Annotated in this window: 21 protein-coding genes and 1 pseudogene; 10 read left to right on the top strand and 12 right to left on the bottom strand. The window is 33.1% G+C overall.

Annotated elements, in window-relative coordinates; all coding sequences use genetic code 11:
- The first annotated feature begins 193 nt into the window (after positions 1-193).
- From AA80_RS01760 to AA80_RS01750, 3 genes are read left to right on the top strand one after another with little or no spacing between them, the layout of a single operon-like run.
- Positions 194-520 (top strand): L7Ae/L30e/S12e/Gadd45 family ribosomal protein, encoded by a 327-nt coding sequence (locus AA80_RS01760; protein ID WP_103876154.1) that lies wholly within the window; start codon positions 194-196, stop codon positions 518-520.
- A 16-nt stretch (positions 521-536) separates the two neighbouring features.
- Positions 537-2,633 (top strand): translation initiation factor IF-2, encoded by a 2,097-nt coding sequence (gene infB, locus AA80_RS01755; RefSeq protein WP_103876153.1) that lies wholly within the window; start codon positions 537-539, stop codon positions 2,631-2,633.
- A 42-nt stretch (positions 2,634-2,675) separates the two neighbouring features.
- Positions 2,676-3,032, top strand: a complete 357-nt coding sequence (locus AA80_RS01750; RefSeq protein ID WP_103876152.1) for a chorismate mutase — start codon at positions 2,676-2,678, stop codon at positions 3,030-3,032.
- Between the two features lie 5 nt (positions 3,033-3,037).
- Here AA80_RS01750 and AA80_RS01745 read toward each other — a convergent pair whose 3' ends face one another.
- The 5 genes and pseudogenes from AA80_RS01745 to AA80_RS10115 form a co-directional block, all read right to left on the bottom strand.
- Complete coding sequence (locus tag AA80_RS01745; RefSeq protein ID WP_304465920.1) at positions 3,038-3,703, bottom strand: ABC transporter ATP-binding protein; 666 nt, start codon at positions 3,701-3,703, stop codon at positions 3,038-3,040.
- A 25-nt stretch (positions 3,704-3,728) separates the two neighbouring features.
- Positions 3,729-3,983 carry an ABC transporter permease gene (locus AA80_RS10140; RefSeq protein WP_255396811.1) on the bottom strand — a complete coding sequence of 85 codons (255 nt, stop codon included), beginning with the start codon at positions 3,981-3,983 and terminating at the stop codon, positions 3,729-3,731.
- Positions 3,984-4,461: 478 nt separating this feature from the next.
- Positions 4,462-6,156 (bottom strand): annotated as a pseudogene (locus AA80_RS10420) (FAD-dependent oxidoreductase).
- The gene (locus tag AA80_RS10415; RefSeq protein ID WP_370445627.1) at positions 6,086-6,418 is read right to left on the bottom strand and encodes a YeeE/YedE thiosulfate transporter family protein; all 333 of its coding nucleotides are present in this window, start codon (positions 6,416-6,418) and stop codon (positions 6,086-6,088) included. The pseudogene AA80_RS10420 and the gene AA80_RS10415 overlap by 71 nt, the downstream one beginning before the upstream one ends.
- Entirely contained in the window at positions 6,415-6,624 is a 210-nt protein-coding gene (locus AA80_RS10115; RefSeq protein WP_199177809.1) for a hypothetical protein, read from the bottom strand. Before AA80_RS10115 ends, AA80_RS10415 begins: the two co-directional genes overlap by 4 nt.
- Positions 6,625-7,000: 376 nt before the next feature.
- Here AA80_RS10115 and AA80_RS01725 point away from each other — a divergent pair, with 376 nt between their 5' ends.
- Positions 7,001-7,705: a YjjG family noncanonical pyrimidine nucleotidase gene (locus tag AA80_RS01725; RefSeq protein ID WP_103876150.1), complete on the top strand. Its 705-nt coding sequence runs from the start codon at positions 7,001-7,003 to the stop codon at positions 7,703-7,705.
- A 2-nt stretch (positions 7,706-7,707) separates the two neighbouring features.
- On the opposite strand, the gene AA80_RS01720 is transcribed toward AA80_RS01725, so the two are convergent.
- Positions 7,708-9,018 (bottom strand): alpha-amylase family glycosyl hydrolase, encoded by a 1,311-nt coding sequence (locus AA80_RS01720; protein ID WP_103876149.1) that lies wholly within the window; start codon positions 9,016-9,018, stop codon positions 7,708-7,710.
- A gap of 189 nt (positions 9,019-9,207) precedes the next feature.
- Between AA80_RS01720 and AA80_RS01715 the strand changes: the two genes are divergently transcribed.
- From AA80_RS01715 to AA80_RS01700, 4 genes are all read left to right on the top strand, one after another.
- On the top strand, positions 9,208-10,689 hold the full coding sequence (locus AA80_RS01715) for a B12-binding domain-containing radical SAM protein (protein WP_103876148.1): 1,482 nt from the start codon (positions 9,208-9,210) through the stop codon (positions 10,687-10,689).
- 13 nt (positions 10,690-10,702) lie between these two features.
- Positions 10,703-11,902: a TolB family protein gene (locus AA80_RS01710; protein ID WP_103876147.1), complete on the top strand. Its 1,200-nt coding sequence runs from the start codon at positions 10,703-10,705 to the stop codon at positions 11,900-11,902.
- A gap of 201 nt (positions 11,903-12,103) precedes the next feature.
- Positions 12,104-12,958 carry an alpha/beta hydrolase gene (locus tag AA80_RS01705; protein WP_233186782.1) on the top strand — a complete coding sequence of 285 codons (855 nt, stop codon included), beginning with the start codon at positions 12,104-12,106 and terminating at the stop codon, positions 12,956-12,958.
- Between the two features lie 34 nt (positions 12,959-12,992).
- Positions 12,993-14,006 carry a dienelactone hydrolase family protein gene (locus AA80_RS01700; RefSeq protein WP_103876145.1) on the top strand — a complete coding sequence of 338 codons (1,014 nt, stop codon included), beginning with the start codon at positions 12,993-12,995 and terminating at the stop codon, positions 14,004-14,006.
- A 121-nt stretch (positions 14,007-14,127) separates the two neighbouring features.
- Here the strand turns inward: AA80_RS01700 and AA80_RS01695 are convergent, their stop codons facing one another.
- The 6 genes from AA80_RS01695 to AA80_RS01670 form a co-directional block, all read right to left on the bottom strand.
- Positions 14,128-15,141, bottom strand: coding sequence for an ABC transporter ATP-binding protein (locus tag AA80_RS01695; RefSeq protein ID WP_103876144.1), 1,014 nt, complete (start codon positions 15,139-15,141; stop codon positions 14,128-14,130).
- Positions 15,122-16,141, bottom strand: coding sequence for an ABC transporter ATP-binding protein (locus AA80_RS01690; protein ID WP_103876143.1), 1,020 nt, complete (start codon positions 16,139-16,141; stop codon positions 15,122-15,124). Before AA80_RS01690 ends, AA80_RS01695 begins: the two co-directional genes overlap by 20 nt.
- Positions 16,142-16,146: 5 nt before the next feature.
- Positions 16,147-17,010: an ABC transporter permease gene (locus AA80_RS01685; RefSeq protein WP_103876142.1), complete on the bottom strand. Its 864-nt coding sequence runs from the start codon at positions 17,008-17,010 to the stop codon at positions 16,147-16,149.
- 9 nt (positions 17,011-17,019) lie between these two features.
- Entirely contained in the window at positions 17,020-18,030 is a 1,011-nt protein-coding gene (locus AA80_RS01680; protein ID WP_103876141.1) for an ABC transporter permease, read from the bottom strand.
- A gap of 78 nt (positions 18,031-18,108) precedes the next feature.
- Entirely contained in the window at positions 18,109-19,980 is a 1,872-nt protein-coding gene (locus AA80_RS01675; protein WP_103876140.1) for an ABC transporter substrate-binding protein, read from the bottom strand.
- Positions 19,981-20,076: 96 nt separating this feature from the next.
- Entirely contained in the window at positions 20,077-21,207 is a 1,131-nt protein-coding gene (locus tag AA80_RS01670) for an ROK family transcriptional regulator (protein WP_103876139.1), read from the bottom strand.
- Positions 21,208-21,470: 263 nt separating this feature from the next.
- Here AA80_RS01670 and AA80_RS01665 point away from each other — a divergent pair, with 263 nt between their 5' ends.
- Both AA80_RS01665 and AA80_RS01660 read left to right on the top strand, forming a co-directional pair.
- Complete coding sequence (locus AA80_RS01665; RefSeq protein ID WP_158248350.1) at positions 21,471-22,760, top strand: amidohydrolase family protein; 1,290 nt, start codon at positions 21,471-21,473, stop codon at positions 22,758-22,760.
- A 110-nt stretch (positions 22,761-22,870) separates the two neighbouring features.
- Positions 22,871-24,871 (top strand): S9 family peptidase, encoded by a 2,001-nt coding sequence (locus AA80_RS01660; RefSeq protein WP_103876137.1) that lies wholly within the window; start codon positions 22,871-22,873, stop codon positions 24,869-24,871.
- The last annotated feature ends 50 nt before the right edge of the window (positions 24,872-24,921 follow it).

Below are 24,921 nucleotides of genomic sequence, written 5' to 3'. Positions count from 1 at the left end.
TAAGAATTGTGAAAATTTTCTTATTATTATTTTACCATACTTTTTAAATTATCAATAAGGATGTTTTTTATCTTTTTTTGAGTTTTTAAGGAATTTTCTTAAAATATAATGAAAAAATATTTTGAATGAAAGCAATAAAATGTTATAATAAAAAAGAATGAAGGTTTCATAAAAAAGGGGATTTGAAAACAACATGGGGAATGAGAATTCCTTAAGGGAACAAAAGATCTTGAGTTATACGGGTTTTGCTGCTAAAGCAAATAAGATTGTTTATGGTAAGCGAGGATTGAGAAATTATATTCGTTCATTTCAAAGAAAGAAAGTAATACTTATTCCAAAGGATACTGGTTCCAGAGTGAAACTAGATGTAATCAAACATTGTCAAATTTTCGATGTACCTTATATAGAATTAAACTACACAAAGTCGGATTTGGCTAAAACTCTTGGTAAACAAAATATAAGTGTCGTTGGAATTACAGATGAAAATATTATCGAAGGAATATTGAAAACGATTCAATAGTGGAGGTGGTTTATAAGTGTCGAAGACCCGAATATACGAAGTTGCGAAGGAGTTAGGAATGAGCTCCAAAGAATTAATGGAATTTTTAGAAGAGGAGTTAAATATCTCTGTCAAAAGTCATATGAGTACTATAGAAGAGGAAACAGTGCAGGTTATCAAGGATCTTATTGAGGAAGAAAGACAAGCCAAAAAGGAAGTCAAAAATCAAAAAGAACCGTCAAAAGAGAAGAGTAAAACTTCAGAAAAAGTAAAAGCAAAGGAAAAATCAGAAGAAGAAGCCGTCAAAGAAAAACCGGTAAGAGAGGTCACTATAACTACACAAGAAATAACTCTTGATATTTTGGCCAAACATCTTGAATTAGAACAAAACGATATTATAAAAGACATGTTTATGAAAGGTATAGTATTAAGACCGGGTCAGAAACTAGATAAAACAATGTCAGAAGAAGTTGCTATGAATTATAATGTTATATTGAATTTTGAAGTCGGAAAAGAAGAAACAGAAGAAGAAAAAGAAATAGAAGGCATCCTTGCCAAAAAGTGGAATGAAATTTATAAAAAAGAGAAAGACAAATTAACTCTACGTCCACCTGTAGTCACTATTATGGGACACGTTGATCATGGAAAAACAACCCTATTAGATAAAATTAGAAATACCCATGTTGCTGATAAAGAAGAAGGGGGTATTACTCAATCCATAGGTGCTTACCAGATAGAGTATAACAGCCAAAAAATTACTTTTATCGATACCCCTGGCCACGAAGCATTTACAGAAATGAGAGCAAGAGGTGCTCAAGTTACTGATATAGTTGTTCTTATTATTGCAGCAGATGATGGAGTTATGCCTCAAACAATAGAAGCATATAATCATGCCAAAAGTGCCAACGTTCCTATAATAGTGGCGATAAATAAAATTGACAAACCTAATGCCAATGTTGAATTAACAAAGCAACAGATGGTATCTAAACTCAATCTTATTCCAGAGGATTGGGGTGGAGATACTATAACCGTTCCTATTTCTGCAAAAACAGGTAAAGGAATCGATGAGTTGTTGGAAATGATAATCTTAGTTGCTGAAATGCAGGAGATAAGATGTATTCCCGAAGGGAAGGCCAGAGCAGTAATAATAGAAAGTCGGGTTGATAAAGCTATGGGTCCTTTGGGAACGGTTATAGTTAAAGATGGAATATTGAAAGTTGGAGATGATTTTATTTCAGGTTACACTTATGGTAGAGTCAGAAGGTTGATAAATGATAAAGGAGAAAGTTTAATCGGAGCTGCTCCTTCTACTCCTGTACAGGTTTTAGGGTTTAATGACGTTCCGAACACACATTCTATTTTATACGTGGTTGATTCAAAAGAAGAGGCCCGAACACTTGCAGAAAAAATAAAAGAAAAAGAAGAAGAAAAAACTAAAGGTCCAGCTAAAAGACACGTGAAGCTTGAAGATATTATGCAAAAAATGGAAGAGGAAGAAAAAAAGAAATTAAATATTTTATTAAAAGCTAGTACTTATGGAGAAATAGAGGCTTTGAGGAATGCCATCCAAAAGTTTGAAAATCCAGAGATAAATATTGAAATTATACATGCTGGGATAGGGCCGGTAAGCACAAGCGATATTATGTTAGCTTCCGCTTCAGATGCGATTGTTCTGGGTTTTAGAGTAAAAGCTGATTCAAAGGCATTAAAGATGGCAGAAGCTGAAGGAATAGAAGTTAGAAGGTATAATATTATATTTGACTTGATTGATGATATCAAGAAAGCTTTAGAAGGTATGTTAGAGCCTATTCAAAAGGAAGAGCTCACGGGAAATGGTGTAATTAAAGAAGAGTTCAAGATAAAAGGTGTAGGAAAAATTGCTGGTGTTCAAGTAAATGAAGGTTACGTTCAAAGGGATGGCGGAGTTAGAATCTATAGGAATGGTGGTTTAGTTGCCGATGTAAAAATTAAGAGTTTGAAACATTATAAGGATGAAGTTAAATCAATCGAAGCACCTAAAGAGTGTGGAATTCAATTTGAGAATTTCGAAGATTTTTCTAAGGGTGATGAATTAGAGTTTTATAAACATGTTTTTGTTAAACGAGAATTGGGTTTGGAACAAAAAACTAAATAATTATTTAGTGTTTTGATGAGAGTAAATAGGGGATATGATAATATGAGTTTTGAATATAAGATCGTAGGAATTAGGGGAGCAACTTCTTTAACAGAAGATCATCCGATGGAATTAACAGAAAAAGTTTTAGAACTATGGAACGAAATAATGGATAAAAACGATATATCACGTATAATATCGGTTATTTTTTCTGTTACACCTGACATTAAAAGTCTCAATCCTGCTACCATCCTACGCGAGAAATTAGATCTGAATAACGTTCCTTTTATGAGTTTAGAAGAAGCTTCCTTTAATGATTCTCGAGAAAAAATAATTAGGGCGCTGATTATTTGTGAAAGCAGCACCCACAATTTTGTATACTTACACGAGGCGAAGAACTTAAGAACAAAAAAAGAATAATCTTTTTATATTTCACTTTGAGAATTTATTAAATCTAAAATTTCGCTTTTTGTATTAAAATATTCGTCTGAATGAAGTATATATTTTGCTTTTTGAGTTAGCAACTTTTTAGTAAAATCTAAGGTGAATTCTTTTATTATTTTCCCAGGTCTAGGAGACATTACCAAAACTTTTGTCCCTAACATCAAAGCTTCGTCTACATCATGGGTTATAAAAAATATACTGCAATTATTTTCTTTCCAAATATTTCTAATCAAATTTTGCATATTGCTCCTAGTAAATGCGTCTAAGGATCCAAAAGGTTCATCCATTAAGATAACTTCAGGATAATTTGCTAACACCCTTGCAAGAGCTACTCTCTGCTTCATTCCTCCTGAAAGCTCAAAAGGATATTTTTCTTCAAAACCCGTGAGATCAACTTCTTGAATAAAGAATTTAGAAATTTCTTCAATTTTATCTTTTGGAACTCCCCTACTTTTTGGCCCAAATTCTATATTTCCTTTAACAGTCAACCATGGATAGAGTGTGGGGGCCTGAAATACAACTCCTCTATGCCAGTCTGGCCATTCTATAGGGTTTTCATGCATCAAACATTTTCCAGAAGTTAATGGGATGAAACCTGCTATCACTCTTAGCAAAGTACTTTTTCCGCAACCGGAAGGCCCTAAAATACAAAGAAACTCACCTTTTTTAATTCTAAATTAACTCTTTTAATGTCTCAATTACCATCCAGCCGATACCCGATGTAGCTGCAACCATTTCAGAAGAAACAAGAGTTGTGTATGCAACACCAAAAGAAGTTCTAATCCCAGTAAATATTTCTGGTAGACATGCAGGTAACACAATTTTAAAAAACACATTCATTTGATTTGCTCCCAAGGATCTTGCACTCAATATATAATCTTGGTTTATTCCTCTCACAGCGGAAACACACGCTATATATAGGAGCAAAGGCGGCTAAAAAAAGCAAAACTTCTTTTGATAAATCTCCTATACCAAACCATAAAATAAGAATCGTATAATAAGCTAAAGGTGGTAAGGGCCTATAAAATTGCACGATAGAATCTATGATTGCTTCCACTTTTTTAAAATAACCACTTAAAGGAACATTCTTTTGAAACTTGTTCCTATATGCACCCATAATGGAATATTGTTGCATCCATCTCTAATCAAAGTTAAAAATGCTGACCAGACTCTTTGAGATGAGGGTAGCAAAGTTGGAATGAATATTTCTAGTTATGTAACAATATACCAGATTAAAAATATCGTTAACCACGTAAATACTGTTAATAAAATGTGATTGTTTTTTTTGTTTGATTCATTATTGTTCATACAAACAATTCCTTCTCTTTAGAGAGGTTTTAGATAAAGGGTCATCAATTATCTTGATGGCCTATAAAATATATCATACTTTTGATCTAAACATAAATCAATCAAAGTTATAAGCGGTAACTATCTTTTCTCTACCAGTTATTTGGTCTAAATAATATTCATAATAACATATACCCAAGAATGAACCAAAAATATTAAAGACATTATTGAAACCTCTTCCTTGAAGGGCCATAACCGCATTATCACTTCTTTGAGAAGAACGGCAATGAACATAAACTGGGGGATCTTTAGGTATTTCATTTAGTCTATCTCTGAGTTCACTCAACGGTATATTAACAGGGGTTTTGTGATGCCCTTTTTCGTATTCATCTTTTTCGCGACAATCGATGATGAAAGCACCATTTTCCACAAGTTCTCTAACTTTAGTCACAGGGACTTGTCTGAATCTACCATGTAATAGATTTAAACCAACTAGTGCAGCATGATTAACTGGATCTTTTGGAGTGGAAAACAGAGGTGCATAACATATTTCTAATTCTTTTAAGTCTTCTAATGTCCCATTCATACGAATTAGTGTGGCTATTATATCGATTCGTTTAACAGCATCACCTTTGATAATTGCTTGTGCTCCCAGTATTCTTCCCGTAGGAAGTTCGTATATCAACTTTAAATGTAGCTGATAACTATTCGACATCAAGCCAACTTTATCCTGAGGAATGATATAAACAAAGTCGTAAGGAATACCATTGGCTTTAGCTTTTTTTCATTGAGCCCTGTGGCAGCCGCATTTAAATTAAAAACTTTCACGGTCGATAATCCAATCACACCTTTATTTATATGAGGTATATTATAAATGTGATCCGCTGCAGCCCTTGCTTGCCTTTGGGCAGGACCAGCAAGAGGTAATCTTAAGGGTTTACACGATAAAGCACAATAAGTTTCTATGGCATCTCCGACAGCATAAATATCATCATCGCTTGTTTTGTAGTTATGATCAACTTTAATTCCACCTGTTTCACCTATTTCCAAACCGGCCTATTTTGCTAAAGATGTTTCAGGGAATACTCCTACAGCCATTATAACAGTTCTAACATTTACTTTTTTACCAGATTTTAATTCTACATAATCATCAAAGATTTTAGTTACAGAATCACTTAAAATAGGGTTTACACCGTTATCGTATAACTCTTTATGTAAGATCTGAACCCTATCGTAGTCAAAAGGTTGCATCACTTGGTCTAAAGCTTCTATCAAATTAACATTGTAACCCGCTAATTTAAAGTTTTCTGCAACTTCGATTCCAATATAACCTCCTCCAACTACTGCGACATCTTTTATATTATTTTTTTCTATGTAGTCTTTAATTTTAACTATATCTACCACGTTTCTGGCTGTAAATACATTTGCTCTGTCTATTCCTTCAATACTTTTTGGAAAAACAGGTTTGGCGCCTGGAGAAAGAACCAATTTGTCATAATGTTCTTCGTATTCTTCTCCCGTTTGCGTATTTCTAACAATGACTTTCTTTTGATCCCTTATAATTTTAATAACTTCACTGTTAACCCTTGCTTCAATATTATACTGTTTTTTAAATTGCTCTGGTGTCGTCAAAACCAAATCATCACTATTTTCTACCATACCACTTAATTGAAATGGTAAGGCGCAATGGGAGAAAGAAACATGAGGTCCCCTTTCAAAACATTATTATTTCTGCAGATTCATCAAGCCTTCTTGCTCTTGCTGCTACAGAGGCACCTCCTGCAACTCTTCCAAGAATTAGTAACCCATCCAGCCGTTCTTTGAATAGGAAATCCAAGAAAAACACCTATTCCAAAAAATATCAACGTTATCAAAGCTCTTGTAAATCCCATAGTTAAGTCGGTAAGTACACCTGTAGCACAACAAACGGACAGGGACATACCAAAACCAAAAAGAAAGGCTCCCCGCAGTAAACCAAAATTAATTGGTTTTATCCAAAGGCCGTAATTAGTTGGATCTGAATTAAACAAAAATCCCATGATCATCAAGGAGGTTATGAAAAACATGAAAATCATAGCACGCATGAGTTGAGTTGATCCAGTTCTATAGGCTCTATTGACACTTCCTGCAATCCGGTGTAACCTCTAGCTAAAGTGTATCCAAAACCTACTCTTATCAAAAGTCTAAAAAAAAGCATATCTGTGGCTAAAAGTGTGTTTCCTAGGATGAGAATTAGTGCAAAACTTAACAAACCAAGAACCTTTTCTACTGTTTTAGTCATACTTTTTCCTCCCGTCTAAAGGCATTTTTAAAACAAAAGCTTGAATTTCTAAAAGAATAATTTTGCTAGAACCTAAGTTAAATATTTAAACTTCACCCCCTTTTTTGTAAGAGTTCACAAAATAAACTAAAAGATCAAATAAGACTTTTAAATATGGGAAAAATTAAATATTATATTTGTTATTTCTATCACTAATTGAAATCCAACATTTTACTAACAAAAAAGTAAAAATAGAATTAACTTTATCATCTTTTTAATAAAGAAAGTTTAAATAAAGGTTATTTCATAAGTTTTGAATAAAAAAGGTTTAATGTTATAATTAAAAAAGAGATTTTTTTCAGCAATTTTATCTAGTTGAAGAATAGAGGTGAAATATTTGAAAGACCAAGTAAAGATGATCTACTTTGATTTAGATCACACCCTATGGGATTTTGAAAGTAATTCACAAGAAGCATTGAAGTGGATCTATCAAAAGTACGGTGTCGTTTTTCGAGGAACATCTTTGGATAAGTTTGTGGAATCTTACAAAAAAATAAATAAACAACTATGGGAAATGTATAGGAAAAAAGAATTAGGTCAGCAAGAATTAAAACTTCTTCGTTTTGAAATTACTTTAAATGCTTTAAAAATAAAGCATAGAGAGGATTTGATAGAAGAGATGAATAGTACATACCTAGAAATCTTATCGAAGCAAAAACTTCTCGTTGATGGTGCATTGGAAACTTTGGAATATTTGAAAGATAAGTATGAATTAGGAATTTTGACAAATGGCTTTAGAAAAACTCAAATTGATAAAATGAAAAGTTCCGGAATATCTGATTATTTTAGTATTTTAGTTAGTTCTGAAGATGTCGGTTTTCCTAAACCTGATGAAAAGATTTTTAATTATGCAATTTTAATGTCGAAAAAATCTAAAGATGAAATCGTCTACATTGGTGATGATCTTGAAAATGACATCTTACCAGCAATAAAATGTGGAATTGATGCCATTTGGTTTAAAAATCATGAGGAGTCTCTTCAAATCCAAGAGAAGGATGTCCTCAGTATATCCAAGCTTATAGAACTAAAAAATATACTTTAAATTTATTGTAGGTAATAAATACCTCTTTTTAATTTCAAAACTTTGTTATTACTAATTAGGTCAAAATATTCTTTATCCAATTGATATGCTTGTTCTCCAGTATAAATCAGTACTTTTATCTCGTCATATGTTGTTTTCTTTTTAAAAATTAGTAAATTTTCTTCTGAATTAATTAGTTCATAACTCCCTGATGAAAGAGAGGAGTGAACTTTTCTTAAATCAACGAGATTTTTACAGTAATTGAAGGTTTTTTTCTCTTGCTCTGACCAATCTTCTTTGAATTTCATGGCAACTCTTCCACTTTCGTGAAAATTATGAATTGTTTGGTCTCCTTTTAAAGCTATCTCATTGCCATATTCTAGCATCACATTTCCTGTAAGAGCCATTAATAAACCAAGCGTGATGTAAAATGTTTCTATATCTTGGCATATATCTATGAACCTTGGAAGATCGTGATTTTCTATAAAATAAGTTAGCTGAAATTCCTTTTCATTTAATTGGTTTGATAATACTATTTGGTTGTATAATTCTAATAATGATCCATTTTTCTTCCCTAAAACTTCTTTAATGGTATCGTATGTAGCAAAATCAAACATACTAGTAAAACGTTGAGCATCATTCCCTTTGAACTTTTTAAGGAGATTAAAATTTTTTAACTTATCTCCTTCGTCTTCCCATACTTCACCTAAAATTGTGACATCTTTTTTTATTTTTTTCATCCTTATAGAAAATTCCTCTAAAAAGTTTAATGGCAATCCCAAAGCATGATCCAATCTAAATCCATCTAATTCAAAGTTTTTTAGCCAATACTCTCCAACTCTTATTAAAAATTCTCTTGTATCTTCATCGTCTAGATTCCAGAACAAAAAGGACATTTGCCATCTTTCTTCTTGGGGTGAACGTGGAGATTCGGTTTTAACACTCAAATTTTTGGGGACGGAATCAAAATCAAACTCCTTTGAGGCATGGTTAAGTACTAGATCGATAATAACCTTTATCCCTCTTTTATGAGCATTTTCAATAAGTTTTGCAAAGATGGCTTTAGCTTCTTCTTCGGAATTGGAACTTATATTTTCTGAAATAGAAAAATAATTGGTGATATCGTACCCATGGGTAGTTTTACTCTTAAAAATGGGTCCAAGATATATCAAATCTATCCCAAGCTCTTTTAGATAGTCTAATTTTTGAATGATACCTTGAAGATCTCCATCTATTGCATTTTTTTCGTAATAAAGATAGCTTTCTTTTGGAGAATCGTTTGATAATTCTCCGTTTTTAAAAAATTTTGTAAGAATATGATATCCTAAAAACATACAATTCCTCCCATAGTTTACTTCTCGTTATTCTATCATTCTTTTTTTAAAAAAATGAAAACGTTTCCTAAAGATATTCACTTTTTTCACTTTTAAAATTTAAAATTTAAAATTGAAAAGTGTGGTATAATTAAATTATAAATGCTCGTTGGACCCGTTGCAACAAAGCACCTAGAAGGAGGGCTAACTATGGACATACTTTTGGTTTATCCTGCTTATCCCGAAACATTTTGGAGTTTTAAACATGCCCTGAAATTTATTTTCAAACGTGCCGCTTTGCCACCTTTGGGTTTGATTACAATAGCTTCTTATCTACCAAAAGAATGGAACGTTAAGTTGGTGGATATGAATTGTGAAAAATTAAAAAAAGAGGATATACTAAATTCAGATTATGTTTTTATAAGCGCCATGGCTGTTCAAAGAGAGTCTGCAATAAATGTGGTCAAACAATGTAAAGAATTTGGTAAACCCATAGTTGCTGGTGGCCCTCTTTTTACAATGGAACCCGACACCTTTCAAAAAACTGTGGACCATTTTGTTCTCGGAGAAGCAGAAGAATTGATGGATGAGCTTGTTAAAGATATCAATAGAAATAAGTTAAAAAGATATTATGCGAAACCTAATTTTTGTAATATCGAAGCTACACCTGTTCCAAGGTGGGACTTGTTAAATCTCAAATGGTACGGATCTATGAGTATTCAGTATTCCAGAGGTTGTCCATATAACTGTGAATTTTGTGATATTGCGGCTTTGAATGGTAGAAAACCCAGAACCAAAACAAGTCTACAGTTGAACCAAGAACTTCAATCTTTATATGATGCAGGTTGGAGACGTTCAGTTTTCTTTGTAGACGATAATTTTATCTCAAATAAATCGAAATTAAAAAAAGAAATATTACCCTCGATAATTGAGTGGCAAAAAACTCATGATTACCCATTTTCTTTCTATACCGAAGTTTCTATAGATTTTTCTAATGATGATGAACTCATGAATTTGATGTTCAAAGCAGGCTTTGACAGAGTTTTTATTGGTTTAGAAACCCCTGATCCGGATAGTTTAAGAGAAGCTAACAAGTATCAAAATATTAAACAAGATCTTGAAGAATCTATAAAAAAAATTCAAAGTTTTGGTTTTGAAATTCAAGGAGGCTTTATTGTCGGTTTTGATAGCGATAAACCCACAATTTTCGATAGTCAATTTGATTTTATACAAAAAAACGGCATAGTTACCGCCATGGTTGGAATTTTGAATGCCCCAAGGGGAAGTGAATTATATTCAAGATTACTCAAGGAAAATAGGTTACGGGGAGAAATAAGTGGAAACAATGTGGATATCAATACGAATATTATTCCAAAGATGAATTTGGAATTTCTTGTCAAAAATTACAAAAATCTTGTTGCTAAGCTTTATCAGCCCAAAAACTATTATGATCGTTTGAAAAAATTTTTGTCTAATTATAAGGTACCGGGATTCTCAAAGGCCAAAATAGGCTTCCAAGAAATGATCGCTTTTATTAAATCTATTATTATTTTAGGAATTATTGGTAAAGAAAGAAAACAATATTGGGGAACGCTTTTTTGGAGCTTATTTAAAATACCTAAAGCGTTGCCAAAGATGATTTCTCTTTCAATTTACGGCTATCATTTCAGGAAAATTGCAGAAAATTTATAAGGTGAGAAAAGATATGATAAAAAAAATACTTTTGGTCTCTACATTTGTTCTCATTACGTTGGGCTCTTTTTCTGCAAATCTATCAAAAGATAATATGATTATAAATTTAAACGATAATACATGGATTACAAAGCAAGTTGCAGAAAAAATAAAAAGTATTGGAAGTTATATGTATAATGTAAACATAAAAGATGCAATGTCTAACTCAATAAATATTAGTGAGTATGACGTTACAATGAACATATTTACAAATACCAAGGAAAATATCACAATTGCTTTTGGATACTTTACTGGTGGGGGTTTTTCCTACTCAGAAGAATCTGGTGAAACTGCTGATTGGGTAGAAAAGTTTGCCGTAAAAGCTCTGGAAACATTATCTTTTCAAAGATTTTTGTATGGAGAAAATTGGGACGTTTTACAGATCACTTTTTGGAAAGGGGTAGATGAATACCCTATTTTTCAAAATAACAAATTATATTTTGTAAGTGATAGATATATTGGAAATAGGGAAATTTATATTTTTGACTTTAAAGAAAGAACAGAAGAGAAGATTCATTTGGAGTATTCTGCTGAATATTTTCCAGATGTTTCTCCAAACAATGAGTATTTAGCTTTCCAAACGACATTGTTTGGTAAATGGGATGTTGTATTGTACAATTTAAAAACTCAGCAGATTCAAAGAATAAGTCCCCGCGATAAGAATGCTTATTCACCATATTTTTATGACAACACCTTGGTTCTATTCACTATGGATGAAGATGGTGGCCAGTGGACGGAAGTTTGGGTATACGATTTATATTACGATAAACTTGAGAAATTAACAGAGTCAAAGGATCTTATGAAATTTAGACCCACCAAATGGGATGGTAACAAAATCAGTTTTTATGGTGTGCGCCATCAAACGGCGAATATGAATGTTTATTTTGTTGACGAGGAAAACAATATTTCACCGTTAATATCACAACCAAATAATCAAACCGATAATTGGTCAAATGGTTCAGAGTTACTTGTATTCTCTGAGTTTAATGGGACATATTTCAGTATATATGAATACAATAAAGGAGAAAAGATTAATCTATCGGGCATGTTGACAAATGACTGTTTCTATCCAACATATACACTGGACAAAAAATATGTTTTTTTTACTAATTATTATTCAGAATCTGATATTTTTGTGATAAACAGAGAAAAAATTAGGACGAACAAACCATAAAACTCTATTGGAGTGATTTGAATAATTAGCGAAAAGGTGAAGAAAGAAGTTTCTGACAAAAATGAGTATAAAAAAATCTTTAAGATTTTTGGGATAATTCTTTTGTTTTTTCTCTTTTTTTGGAATGCTTTAATAACTTTTTTTCTAATAATTCTGTTAAACGTAAAAACAATTAAGAAATCTGTATTTGGGAATCTTCCGTTGGAAGTTAAGAAAGGCTCTTATTCGGATACAATTACTGTAGAGTATAAAAAAGATAAGATACCTTTGAAATTAGATTTATACTATCCTGCTAAGGTAAAAAGCAAATATCCCGTAGTTTTTTTTGCTCATGGTGGAGGTTGGATAACGGGAAGTAGGAAGTTATCAAGCGTTACCGCATGGGCCAAATTTTTAGCGAGTAGAGGATTCGCCGTTGTTGCGATAGATTACAGGTATGGTTATTTCAACAAATATGAAGAATTGATAGAGGATTACAACGATGCCTTAAATTATATAAAAGATCATAGTGAAGAGCTGGATTTAGACAAAGAAAATATCGTGTTGATGGGAACGTCAGCAGGGGGAACATTGACCCTTTACTATGCAGCATATCACTCTTACTATAATCATTTAGAAAAAACGAAGGGGATAAAAGGAGTGGTAGCTTGGTATGCCCCTTCAGACCTTCTAGATCTGTGGAGTAAGCAAGTTGATTCGCTTTTTGCGCAGTTCGCAGTTACAGCAACAATGAAAGGCACTCCTAAAAGAAAATTTGAAGAATATAAGTTATATTCACCTATAAATTATATATCTGAAAGAATGATTCCAGCATTGCTAGTGCATGGGAAAAAAGATGATACTGTTCCTGTGATGACTTCCATAAAGTTAAATAAGAAGATAAAAGAATGTGGGGTACCTTCTACTTTGTTAATTCATCCCAAAGGGAAGCATTCTTTTGAATTCGAATTAAAAGATATTTTAACTCAGAAATTTGTTGAAAAAACGGTGAGTTTCATTAGAAAAGTATTTCAAAATACAGAAACTGATAATACATTAGAGAAAAAAGCGGTATAGAAATAGAGATCTACAAAAATGGGGAGATGAACATATGACACAAAGGAATTTTAAAATAGATTTTAGTTATGCAAAACAAAATATTGAGTTTACTCAGTCCTTCATAAATAAAGGCAGAAATTATAGAGAATCATTGATAAAATTTCATTCCTTATACAAATTTAATAAAAAAGGCACAGAAACTAATGAAATTTTTCTTTTTGAGCCTAAAGGGAAAACTTTGGGTGTAGTTTTAATACTTCATGGTTTAGGAACCAAAAATATTACCTATATCTTAAAAATGGGACGATATTTTTCCAAATTAGGTATAAGGGCTGTAGTGCCAATATTACCAGACAATTATACTAGAACATCAAATGGATCGATGAGCGGCAAAAATTATTTTTCTGCCGATATTTATACAACCTTGAACACATGGGAACATGCGGTTGTTGATGTATTAAGTATCATAGATTTTTTGAAGGCAAACGAACTTTGGCATGAACGAAACTTCATGATAGGATACTGCCTTGGGGGTATGGTATCTGTTATCGTTAACTCTTTAAATTCTGAGATTAAGCATAATTTCATTATAGCCAGTGGTGGAAACATGGCTGAACTTGTATGGGAATCGCCTACATTGGAATTTACAAGAAGGGAATTACTTAAAAAGAAAGACAACATACTTTATTTAAACGATAGAGAAAGGCTAATAAAAACCTTTCAAGAAGATTTAAGAAATGTAGGAAAATTTAAAAGCATTCAAGAGTTTTTAAATTCGAATATACATCCATTGATGAAAGTTGATCCTGCAGCTTATGCCAAATTTTTAAATAGAGAAAAGGTAACATTCTTAGAAGCAGCTTTTGATAAAACCTTACCCAAAAACACAAGAAGGGTTCTATGGGAAAACTTAGGAAGGCCAAGAAGGATGACGGTCCCCATCGATCATATTACCTGGCTACCTTTTCAAAGATTGATATCAAACATTATAATTAACGAAATGAGGTTCGAAGATATCAAATACCGCTTTGCTAATCTAGGATATTTAGCTATTTTCTCAAAGTGAATTAATATTTCTTCAAAAATTTCAACCTACCAAATACCTGTTCATATATAGATTCTAAAAATAAAGGCGCCGAAATTTAACGCCTTTATTTTTTTCAATGCCCACTGTTCCTAAATTTCACTTAGTTTACAGTTTCTTCAGACTTTTCAATGTGTTCAATTTCTTCAGAGTAAAGATGGCATTTCACTTCTCTCCCATCTTTAAAAACATATGGAGGCTCTACATCTTTACAAATTTTCATTGAAAATGGGCATCTCTCATAGAACTTACAGCCTAATCTTGAAAATTCTTTGATTTCTAAAGAAGATAATTTTATATCTTCTTTCCATGTTCCTTCTGGGTCTGGTTGAGGAACAGACTCTATGAGTATTTGGGTATATGGATGGAGAGGAGAAAGCATGACTTTATCTATATCTCCAAATTCCACCACATCCCCCCTTAACATTATGGCAATTCTATCACTTATGTAATAAGCGGTTGCAAGATCATGAGTTATGTATAAAACTGATACTTTATACTTTGTTTTCAACTCAGCAAACAAATTCACTATTGACATTCTCAAAGAAGCATCGACCATCGAAACAGGCTCATCGGCTATTAGGAGTGAAGGCCTTGTTACAAGAGCTCTGGCAACAGAAACTCTCTGCAACTGTCCCCCCGATAATTCGTTGGGGTACCTTCCTCTAATCTCCTTTAGTGTCAACCCGACTGAGTTAAGTGATCCTTCTACTGCCTTTTGTTTCTCTTCTTTTGTTTTTGCTATTTTATAATTTTCAGCCATTTCAAATAGATACGTATCCACTTTTTTTAGAGGATTAAATGTTTCAAAAGGATTTTGAAAGATGGGTTGCACGTCTTTCATATATTCCATAAGTTCTTTTCTTTTTTTGATGTGTGTTACATTCCTTCCTTTGTATATAACTTCCCCAGAAGTAGGAGTTTCAAGCCCCAGGATCATTCTGGCTACAGTTGTTTTTCCACTTCCTGTCTCTCCGGCAAAAGTTAGGATTTTAGGTTTTTCAGCATCTAAATCAAAATTTACCTTATTTACAGCTTTTAATTTAGTTCCAAAGAATCTTCCACCTAAATGGAATACTTTTTCCAAATCTTTAACCTCAAGTAGTTTGTTGGACAACGTTCTCACCTTCCTCTACTTCATCGGAGAATAAGAAACATGCAACATAATGCCCTTTTTCATCTTCTATTAGTTTTGGTACGTATTTTTTACAGATATCTTTGGCATAAGGACATCTTGGATGAAACCTGCATCCTTCAGGAGGGTTAGCCAAAGACGGAGGATTACCAGGTGCACTTGCTCTTTGCCTTCTATCGCCTATCTTTGGAAGAGAGTTTATGAGAAATTTAGAGTAGGGGTGACTTGGGTTTGTAAACAATTTCTCTTTTTTGGAAATTTCAACTATCTTTCCAGCATACATTACAGCAACCCTATCAGCAACGTTAGCGTGCACAGCCATATCATGTGTAACCATTACCATTGTATTTCTATGCTCTCTATGAAGCTGTTTAAGCATCTGTATAACACCCCTTTGGACTACGACATCCAAAGCGGTTGTAGGTTCATCAGCAAATATAACTTTCGGTTCTAGTATAGTTGCAAGTGCGATGGTTGTTCTTTGTCTCATACCTCCTGAAAGTTGGTGAGGATATGAATCTAAAACCTCCAAAGGTAGTCCTAAATATTTTAAATGCTCTTCCATAAGTTTTTCATACACTTCTTTATCAGAGTTTTTTTTATGTGTTTTTATAACATCTTCGAAGGTTTTTCGTATTTTTCTCACAGGGTTAAACGTGCTCATAGAACCTTGTGGAATATAAGATATGTCTTCCCATTGTACCTTTCTTAATCTCTCTTCATCTAAGGTCAAAAGATTGAAATTTTTACTATCATATGAGTAGTTTACTTCCCCTTTTAGGACTTTCAAAGGAGGTTTGACCATAGATAAAAGAACTTTTAGCAAGGTGCTTTTTCCGCAACCTGATTCACCAGCTAAACCCATGATCTCATTTTCTTCAACTGAAAAGGTCAGATTATCTACCGCTTTTACATCCCTTTTCACACCAAATACATGGGTAATATAATAAGCAGATAGATCTTTTATTTCAAGTAAAGACATCTATATTAGCCTCCCATTTTTATTCTTTGCAATCTGGTTCGAGGATCCAAGAATTCGCTTATACTAACTGAAAGCATGTATAATGCCACAAAAAATATAACTGATAAAATTATTGGCGTTAACATCCACCACCATATTCCTCTGAAAATTGCTTGATATTGCATTGCCCAATGGATAGTTGTGCCAATAGTGGGTGTTTCTAGACTAGTCAATCCAAGGACCGACAAAGTTATCTCCATTCCTAATGCCCAAAGAATCGTGTTAATAAAATTAGCTATCACCCAGGGTATCACAAAAGGAAGATGTTCTTTAAAAACTACCTTCCACATGTTCATCCCTGAAAATATAGAAGTGTAAGTGAACTCTCTTTCTCTTAAACTTAGAACTTGGGCCCTAACTTGTTTTCCCCCCCAAGGCCAGGAGAATATGGAAAGTATAGCTCCCATAACAAAGATAGTCATTTTTTCTCTTAAAGAAAAAGAAAGGAATACGAGTATTGGTAAAGAGGGTAAAACTATGAAACTGTCGTTTATGGACATTAGAATTCGATCCAAAATACCTCCTCTGTAACCCGCTATTAATCCAACTATGGTGCCTATTATGGTTGAAATGCATGCCGTCGTTAATCCTAAAATGAATGAATTTTTTAAAGCATGGGTGGTATTCCAGAATATATCTTGGCCCATCGAATTTGTTCCTAAAAGGTGTTGAAAACTGGGTGATTTGTCTTTTGGAACAACATTCCATGACCTTGGATCGTATGGTGAAAATGCCGATAAAATAGCCAAGAAAACCAAAATAGATATTACAGTAAATCCAAACAAAAATTTTTTATCTCTTTTTAGGAGATCTTTTATTATTACAAACATATAATCACCTCATCTATACCTTATTCTTGGATCAAACAAAGGGTAAATTAAATCTATTATCAACGATGCAGTTGCTATTGCTATTATGGAGAGGACAGATATCCCCATCATTAAATTGAAATCACCGTTGGTGATTGATTTTTGTAACAAAGAGCCGACTCCAGGGTAAGAAAAGGCAACTTCAGTTATAATGGCCCCGTTGAATATTCCACCAATTTGAAGAGCTAAAGCAGTTATTTGTGGTAATACACCATTTCTCATAACATAACTGTATAACAACTTGTTTTTGGGTAAGCCCGCAAATTCTGCGTAAGTGACAAAGTCCTCTGCGACTATGTTGGATGTCATTGATCTCATACTTAAAAACCACCAACCTATGCCTACTAGAATCAAAGAAATTGCAGGTAATATGCTATGTCTTAAGACATCCAAAAAAAATGACCAAGTAAAAGATGGTTGAATTCCTACACTGTATCCTCCCATCATTGGAAATATTGGAAAAATATAAACAAACAAAATAACTAAAATTAAAGCCATAACGTAATATGGAATTGGATATATAGACATCGCAACTACAGCCAACACGTTTGACCATTTTTTTTCTTTAAAATATCCGGCTAATCCTCCTAAAATATTTCCTATAATCCAGGAAATGATTAGAGAGAAGAAAAGTAAGAAAAAAGTCCATGGTAGAGAATTGGCAATAATCTCGGTAACAAGTGTGGGAAACATGGATAAGGAAGGGCCAAAGTCAAAAGTAAAGAGATGTTTCCAAAAAGCAAAGTACTGTTCAACTACCCCGCCCTCTAATCCATACAATTCTTTTAAAGTATTTTGCATACTTGCAACTGCCTCAGGTTCCATATAAGCTCCACCATAGGACGTTAATCTGTTTATAGCGGACTGTACTGGATCTATAGGAGTTAATCTAGGAATAATAAAAGTTATAGTTATCCCTATGAATATTACAAGTAAATATTGAATTAATCGAGGAATAATGTATGTTTTTAAAACTTTCAAAGTTTAGGTCCTCCTTTTTTGAAAAATTTATAGCAAAGCCCGCCCAATTGAGCGGGCTTTTGTTTCATACAAGATTGTTTATTTTCTTCCAGTTGGCTCAAGTCTTGGCAACATGAACTTAAATTCAGCCCACCAAGAAACGTTGGCCATATAAGGATTGTTTGCATTTGGATAGTTTGTCCAATAATAGTTATCATTGGCATTGAATTTTTTGTTTATTACCATTGGAATTACTGGCATTTCTTCAACAGCTACTTTATAGAACTCTTTTGCCAATTCCATAACTTTCGGGTCCGCAAAGTAAGAAGCACCCATCTCATCAATTATTTGATCTACTCTATCGGGAACCTTCCATCTATAATTATTTGGGGTTGTAACTGCGGTTCCTAAAGGAGTGTAGAAGTCCGATTTAAAACCATTGATAAACGTCCAAATATCGGGAATACCTGAGGATGCTAACATCCCACCCCAGAAAGAGCCAACATCGTAATCACCGAGAGCTTGTCTTGTCCATAATGGGCCTGCTTCTAAGGTTTCTACGTTAACCCGAACACCAAAATTTCTCCATTGATCAGCTACTGCAAATGCTAATCTTGTGGCATCTATCTCAAAATCAGCCGGTGCAATAATGCTGATCTTCCATGGAGTCCCATCTGGTAGCAACCATCTTCCATTTCTATCTTTTGAAAACCCGAGATTCAAAAGTAGCTTTTCTGCCTCTTGAGGATCATATTTCCACCAGCCGATTCCCCAGACTGCTTCGGGGTCTTCCACTTCAATATTGTACGATTCTTTAGCCCAATCTGCTATTCTATAAGCGACGTTTGTATCATAAGGTTTGTAACCATCATCCAGTGTGAAGTTTTCGAGCCATGGCTCCAAAGGGTCATAATAAATCTCAGTGAAATACTGAGTAGGACAAGAATGAAGAGCGGATACTCTCTCTATTCCAGCATATCCCGAAATAATGACATCTTCAATGTTTATTGCCAAGGTTAACGCCCATCTGACGTCTTTGTTATCTAAGGGATATCTAGCGTTGTTAAGAAACATTCCTCTTGAGTTAACATCATCCATCCATGCCCAAGGGAAATCTTCGTACCATACAACGGAATACTTGTTTCTCTCCCTCAAGACTTCGAAAGCTTCGGGGGTTAAATCGAAAATCATGTCCAATTCATGTCGAGCTTGAGCCGCAACTTTTCTGTCATCGGTACCATAGTAAATAAAGAGCACATAGTTAGGTTTTGGTTCTCCATACAATTGACCAACGCTTGTTCTTTGCCAATCCTCACGTTTTTTGAATAAGAACCAGTACCCTTGAGGATCGTAACTATCAAGTACATATGGACCTATTGAAACGGGAGGGTTGAAAGTGAAGGTTAATGGATTCTCTACTTTCTCCCATATGTGTTTTGGCTGAATAAAAAGAGCCCCATAAACTAAAGAAGTAAAAATGTTGTGAGCTTTTGGATTGGGAGAATTAAGTTCTATAACTACAGTGTAATCATCCGTTTTGTAAATGTCTTTTACGTACATTTGAAGTTGGGCACTTGAATTCATACCCGGGTGGCTTGCAATATTTTTTACCGTGAATACTACATCGTCAGCGGTGAAAGGAACGCCATCACTCCAATAAAGTCCCTGTCTCAGTTTTATGGTTATTTGTGTAAAATCTTCATTGTAAACAGGTTCTTGGGCAGCTAAGGCGTTTATCCATTCACCTGTTTGTGGATCAACATACCATAGAGCATCCATCAATACCTGTTGAGGCCCATGACCGGCGAGAGATCCTGGTATCCATAAGTTAAAACTTCCAGGGTTACCAACACGTCCATGTAGATTATCCACAATTAGTGTTTCGCTTCTTGGAATTGTTGGTAAGACCTGAGAAAAAACTATGCCCACCAACAGAACAACCAACGTTACTAGCCATACTTTCTTTTTCATTCTAACTTACCTCCTTTTTTGATTTTACAAGTTTTTCACTACGAAAAACCACCGCTTTGCAATACTTTTAAAGTATGAAAAAAAGTAAAAGGGTAATTAGAAATTAGAAAATGTTGTTTTTTTCAACTTAAGGAAAACCTTATTTGCCATGTTATAATTGTTCATAATCTTATTCATAAAGGACATGGCAGAACCTTTTGCTATGCTTTCTAAACCATCGTTATCGATTTCAATTTTTATCTTTCTTCTTTCATTATCTATAATTTTTTCTTTTGTTTTACTGACCATGGATTTTAATAAAAATTGTGGAAGTATCTCTGTATGCCCTCCAAATATAAAAATTTCAGAATCTAAAAAATTAATGATTATTGAAGCTGCTTTCGAATATATATCAATATAATCTTTCAAGATATGAGATTTTTTTTCATCTTTGAGATACTGTTGAAATTTTAAAATATCCATATAATCTTTTTCGTTCTGTTTCCAAATTGGAATAATTACAGGTGCTTCGCCGGCAAAACTATGAGCTCCTTTATAAATCTCACCGTTAATTATTATTCCATTCCCTTGAATTGCATTAATACTTTTTTTATTAACATAAAAACTTAAAAACATGAAATTTATAAATCTATAAATACCATTATTCTTATAATAGTGATAGATAGCTCCTGCATTAGCGTCATTTTCTAAATGAACTGGAATGTTTATTCGTTCCTCCAATATATTCTTTAAACACATATCTTTTATAGGGAAAATACCAGAAGATAAGATCAACCCTTTTTCATCATCAACCGGTTCCGGAAAAGATATCGCTATGAAGAGAACCTGCTCTAAAAAATCCGAAAAAATCTCAATGCAATTAATCAAATCATTGACTATTGTTTTTTCATTCACTTCTTTGAAAATTGTTTCTTTTCTGATTACGTTAAAATTCAGATCCATCAATAAAACAAGAAAAAAATTTTCTGTAACGGTGATCCCTATATTGTATGCAAAAGAGTAATTGATTTGTAATTGCAAAGTTTTTCTTCCCCGCTTACTATTTTTTACCTTTTTGTTAGAATAATAAATTAAACCTATACTTCTCAAAGTTTTTAGATTTCTAGATACGTTTGATCTATCTATTTGTAAATTATTGCTAATTTCTAACATAGTTGTTTTTTTCTTTAGCCATATTTCACGCAATATTTTCAATTGAGTTTCATTTTTAAGAATCAATTCGATCACCTTTTTTAAACCTTAATAAAAATGGCAAAAACATTATTTGCATCGTGCACACAAAAACATTATATCAACAATTACTTATTAAAACAAACTTGATAAAAAGCGATTATTTACGATCTTAGTCAATTATTAATCGTTATAGTCAATTATGCCGATAAATCTTAAAAATTGTAACTTGCACTTAATTTAAAAAAATAAACAAAAGTGTATGGTAAAATTTGGAAATAAGGTGGAAAGCAGTTACCTAAAAAGGAGGATAGTGAATTTTGTTTAAACTCGGTAGAAATGGTAAATTTAAATTTATAAGCACTAAGCACAACAAAAAGTTATTCGTTACTCCATTGATAACGGATTCACATTTACATATATTGGGATTGGGAGAAAAGCTTTCTCAACCAACTTTGGAGAAAAAGAAGCTATCTGAAATTAAAAGTGTTATAGAAGAAATTGTAAGTAAAAGACCAAATAAAATCGTTTTGAGAGGTTGGACAGAAGAATTTGCTATTCCTGATAAAGATTTTTTAGATTCAATAAACAGAGAAATCCCTATCATGCTGGTTAGGAGATGCGGACATTTTGCGGTTGTGAATTCAAAGGTTTTGGAGAGTATTGACTTTTCAGATTCAAGTAATTACGTGGATTTTGAAGAAGGAAAAATCAAAGAAGGTGCGATTGACAAATTTTATAAAACTTTTGGTCCTTTTACTGACGTAAAAAATAATTACGAAACCTCAAAGAGGTATTTAAAAGAAAAAGGGTATGGTTTTGTTCATTCAGATGATTTACATGGTATTTCTCAAGACGAGTTACCATTTACACACGATAATGATTTTTTTGTATATGAAAAGGTTGCCGTTAAGGGCTATAATGAGCTTTTAAAATATTATGAACTAGGATACTTTAACGAATTTAAATGTGTTAAAATATATTTGGATGGTTCGTTAGGTGCACGAACAGCTTTATTGCTTAATAAGTACACCGATTACGATACGTATGGGGAAGAATTATGGGAAGATACGGAGTTAAATGCGGTCGTTAAATTTTGTGAAGATAATGGGCTTCATTTAGCTGCTCATGCTATAGGAGATGGGGCTATAGAACAAATTTTAAGAGTTTTTGAAATGGTAAATCCCAAATTAAGGCATAGAATAATTCATGCTATTGTGCTTAAATCTAAACAAATAGAAAGGATTAAAAAACATAACCTTATTGTAGACATACAACCTCAATTCATTGAATCCGATAAAGTTTTTATTGCAGATAGATTGGGTGAAAGGGTAAAAGATGCGTTTAGATTTTATGATTTATACAAATCACAAGTTCCTTTTTTCATTTCATCAGATGCCCCAGTTGAAGAACCAAATTGGTTGAGAGATATTAAAAGATTGAAGGAAATAGGTATACCTTATAATTATTCTTTGTATCAGCTTACCTATGGGCCAGAAGGTATAGATAACATTGATAGGCAAGAAAGTATGGAAAGTAAAGCTTTAATATTTCAACACGATCCTTTTGTGGAAATATCTCAACCAAAGATCTATCAAATCGAAAACTAGGGTTTAACTTTAAAAAGGTAACAGGGTAGAAAACTTGGCGAAGGTGCACAAAAGTAAGTTTTAGAGTTTCTAAAAACAGTAACAGTTATATTTTGTGAGGAGGTAGAATAATGGAGAAATTAGCTTTAGAGGATTTTACAAAGTACAAGTTCATATCGAATACTAAATTTTCACCGAATGGTAAAAACTTAGCTTTTGTTGTATCTGAGATGGATGTCGATGAGAATAAGTATCTCTCAAATATTTGGCTTTACAATGTTGATAACAAATCGATCAACAAACTTACCACTTTCAATCAAGAAAGCTCTTATGTTTGGTTGGACGATGAGAATATCATCTTCTCAACGGTGAGAGAAGAAAAGGATAAAAAGAGGAAGGAAAAGGGTGAACCTTTTACAATTTATTATATAATAAACATCAAAGGGGGAGAGGCTCAAAAATATTTTGAACTCCCGTTCTTTGCATCAGATATCGAGCCTATATCTAAGGATAAGTTTGTTGTAACTGGTATTTACGACCCGAAATATAAGAATTTGGAGAAACTTTCAAAGGAAGAAAAAGAAAAGGAATTGGATAAGCTCAAAGAAGAAAAAGATTACGAAGTTTTAGATGAAATACCTTTCTGGTCGAATGGAAAGGGATTTACCAACAAGAAAAGAAATAGATTATACATTTATACGTTAGAAGATAAGAAAATTATCCCATTAACAGATGAATTGACAAACGTAGAAGGTTTTAAATTGAATAAAGAGAAAGATTTAATGCTGTTTATTTCCAACACTTTTAAAAATAAAATGGAAATAAGATCCAATCTTTATTTATATGACTTAAAAAAAGAAAGTTTAGAGAAATTAACACATGAAGACCCTTTCAATTACGTTTATGCAGACTTTCTAAAAGAGAAAATAATCTTCTTAGGTTCCAATATGAAAGAGTACGGAATCAATGAAAATCCCAAATTTTATTTGATGGATTTGCAAACAAAAGAAGTGAAACAAATTCAAACTGATTTTGATTTTAGTACATGGAGTTCTGTAGGTTCTGATTGTAGGTACGGTTCTAACAGCGAATTCAAAGTGGAGAACAATTACCTTTATTTTGAAACAACAGAGTATGGAAATTCTTTCATAAATAGAATAGATGAGAGAGGTAAGAGGGAAAAATTAACCACACAAGGCGGATCCGTTGATGGTTTTGATGTATTTAAAGGCCATATCATCTTTGTGGGGATGAGAGATGTGAAACTTCAAGAACTATACGAATTAGAAGACAGTGAAGAGAGACAATTAACTACTTTCAACGAATGGGTAATAAAAGAAAAAACATTATCTAAGCCAGAAAGGCTAACCTTCCTCGGCAAAGGTGAAACAGAAATAGAAGGATGGGTTATGAAACCTGTCAATTTTGAAGAGAACAAAAAATACCCTGCAATCCTAGATATTCATGGTGGTCCAAAAACCGTTTATGGTGGAGATGTTTTTTTCCATGAAATGCAGTATTGGGCTAACGAAGGTTATGTTGTTATGTTTTGCAACCCCCGAGGAAGTGATGGAAGAGGAGATGAGTTTGCAGATATCAGAGGAAAGTATGGAACTATAGACTATGAAGATATAATGAACTTTGTTGATAAAGTGTTGGAAAAATTCACTTTCATAGACGAAAGTAGGATAGGGGTAACCGGTGGTTCTTACGGTGGTTACATGACCAACTGGATAATTGGACACACTGATAGATTCAAGGCTGCTGCTTCTCAAAGAAGTATAGCAAATTGGATTGCCAAGTTTGGCACTACAGATATCGGTTACTACTTCGTTGAAGATCAACAAGCAGCTACACCATGGAGTGATTATGAAAAATTATGGTTCCACTCACCTATGAAATACGCAGATAACGTAAAAACTCCAACTCTTTTTATTCATTCGGAAGAAGATTACCGTTGCTGGTTGGCTGAAGGATTGCAGATGTTTACTTCACTCAAATACAACGGTGTAGAATCAAAATTGGTTATGTTTAGAGGAGAAAATCATGAGTTAAGTAGAAGTGGAAAACCAAAACATCGAATAAGAAGATTAAAAGAAATTACAACGTGGTTTGACAGTTACTTAAAATAGTAACATGCATGTAGCTAACTTTTTGCATTAAAGCTAATCGGTGATATGTC

This window comes from Petrotoga sibirica DSM 13575, assembly GCF_002924625.1.
Classification (GTDB): domain Bacteria; phylum Thermotogota; class Thermotogae; order Petrotogales; family Petrotogaceae; genus Petrotoga; species Petrotoga sibirica.
The sequence above is the reverse complement of the archived record's forward strand: the minus strand, read 5'-3'. Positions and strand labels throughout refer to the sequence as shown.

What these genes read in the sequence shown, in the direction of transcription:
- AA80_RS10415 (WP_370445627.1), bottom strand. Translation starts at nt 6,418, where the DNA reads ATGATTTTCATGTTTTTCATAACCTCCTTGATGATCATGGGATTTTTG.
- AA80_RS01660 (WP_103876137.1), top strand. Translation starts at nt 22,871, where the DNA reads ATGGAGAAATTAGCTTTAGAGGATTTTACAAAGTACAAGTTCATATCG.
- AA80_RS01700 (WP_103876145.1), top strand. Translation starts at nt 12,993, where the DNA reads ATGACACAAAGGAATTTTAAAATAGATTTTAGTTATGCAAAACAAAAT.
- AA80_RS10115 (WP_199177809.1), bottom strand. Translation starts at nt 6,624, where the DNA reads ATGACTAAAACAGTAGAAAAGGTTCTTGGTTTGTTAAGTTTTGCACTA.
- AA80_RS01690 (WP_103876143.1), bottom strand. Translation starts at nt 16,141, where the DNA reads ATGTCTTTACTTGAAATAAAAGATCTATCTGCTTATTATATTACCCAT.
- AA80_RS01710 (WP_103876147.1), top strand. Translation starts at nt 10,703, where the DNA reads ATGATAAAAAAAATACTTTTGGTCTCTACATTTGTTCTCATTACGTTG.
- AA80_RS01750 (WP_103876152.1), top strand. Translation starts at nt 2,676, where the DNA reads ATGAGTTTTGAATATAAGATCGTAGGAATTAGGGGAGCAACTTCTTTA.
- AA80_RS01675 (WP_103876140.1), bottom strand. Translation starts at nt 19,980, where the DNA reads ATGAAAAAGAAAGTATGGCTAGTAACGTTGGTTGTTCTGTTGGTGGGC.
- AA80_RS01760 (WP_103876154.1), top strand. Translation starts at nt 194, where the DNA reads ATGGGGAATGAGAATTCCTTAAGGGAACAAAAGATCTTGAGTTATACG.
- AA80_RS01720 (WP_103876149.1), bottom strand. Translation starts at nt 9,018, where the DNA reads ATGTTTTTAGGATATCATATTCTTACAAAATTTTTTAAAAACGGAGAA.
- AA80_RS01715 (WP_103876148.1), top strand. Translation starts at nt 9,208, where the DNA reads ATGGACATACTTTTGGTTTATCCTGCTTATCCCGAAACATTTTGGAGT.
- AA80_RS01685 (WP_103876142.1), bottom strand. Translation starts at nt 17,010, where the DNA reads ATGTTTGTAATAATAAAAGATCTCCTAAAAAGAGATAAAAAATTTTTG.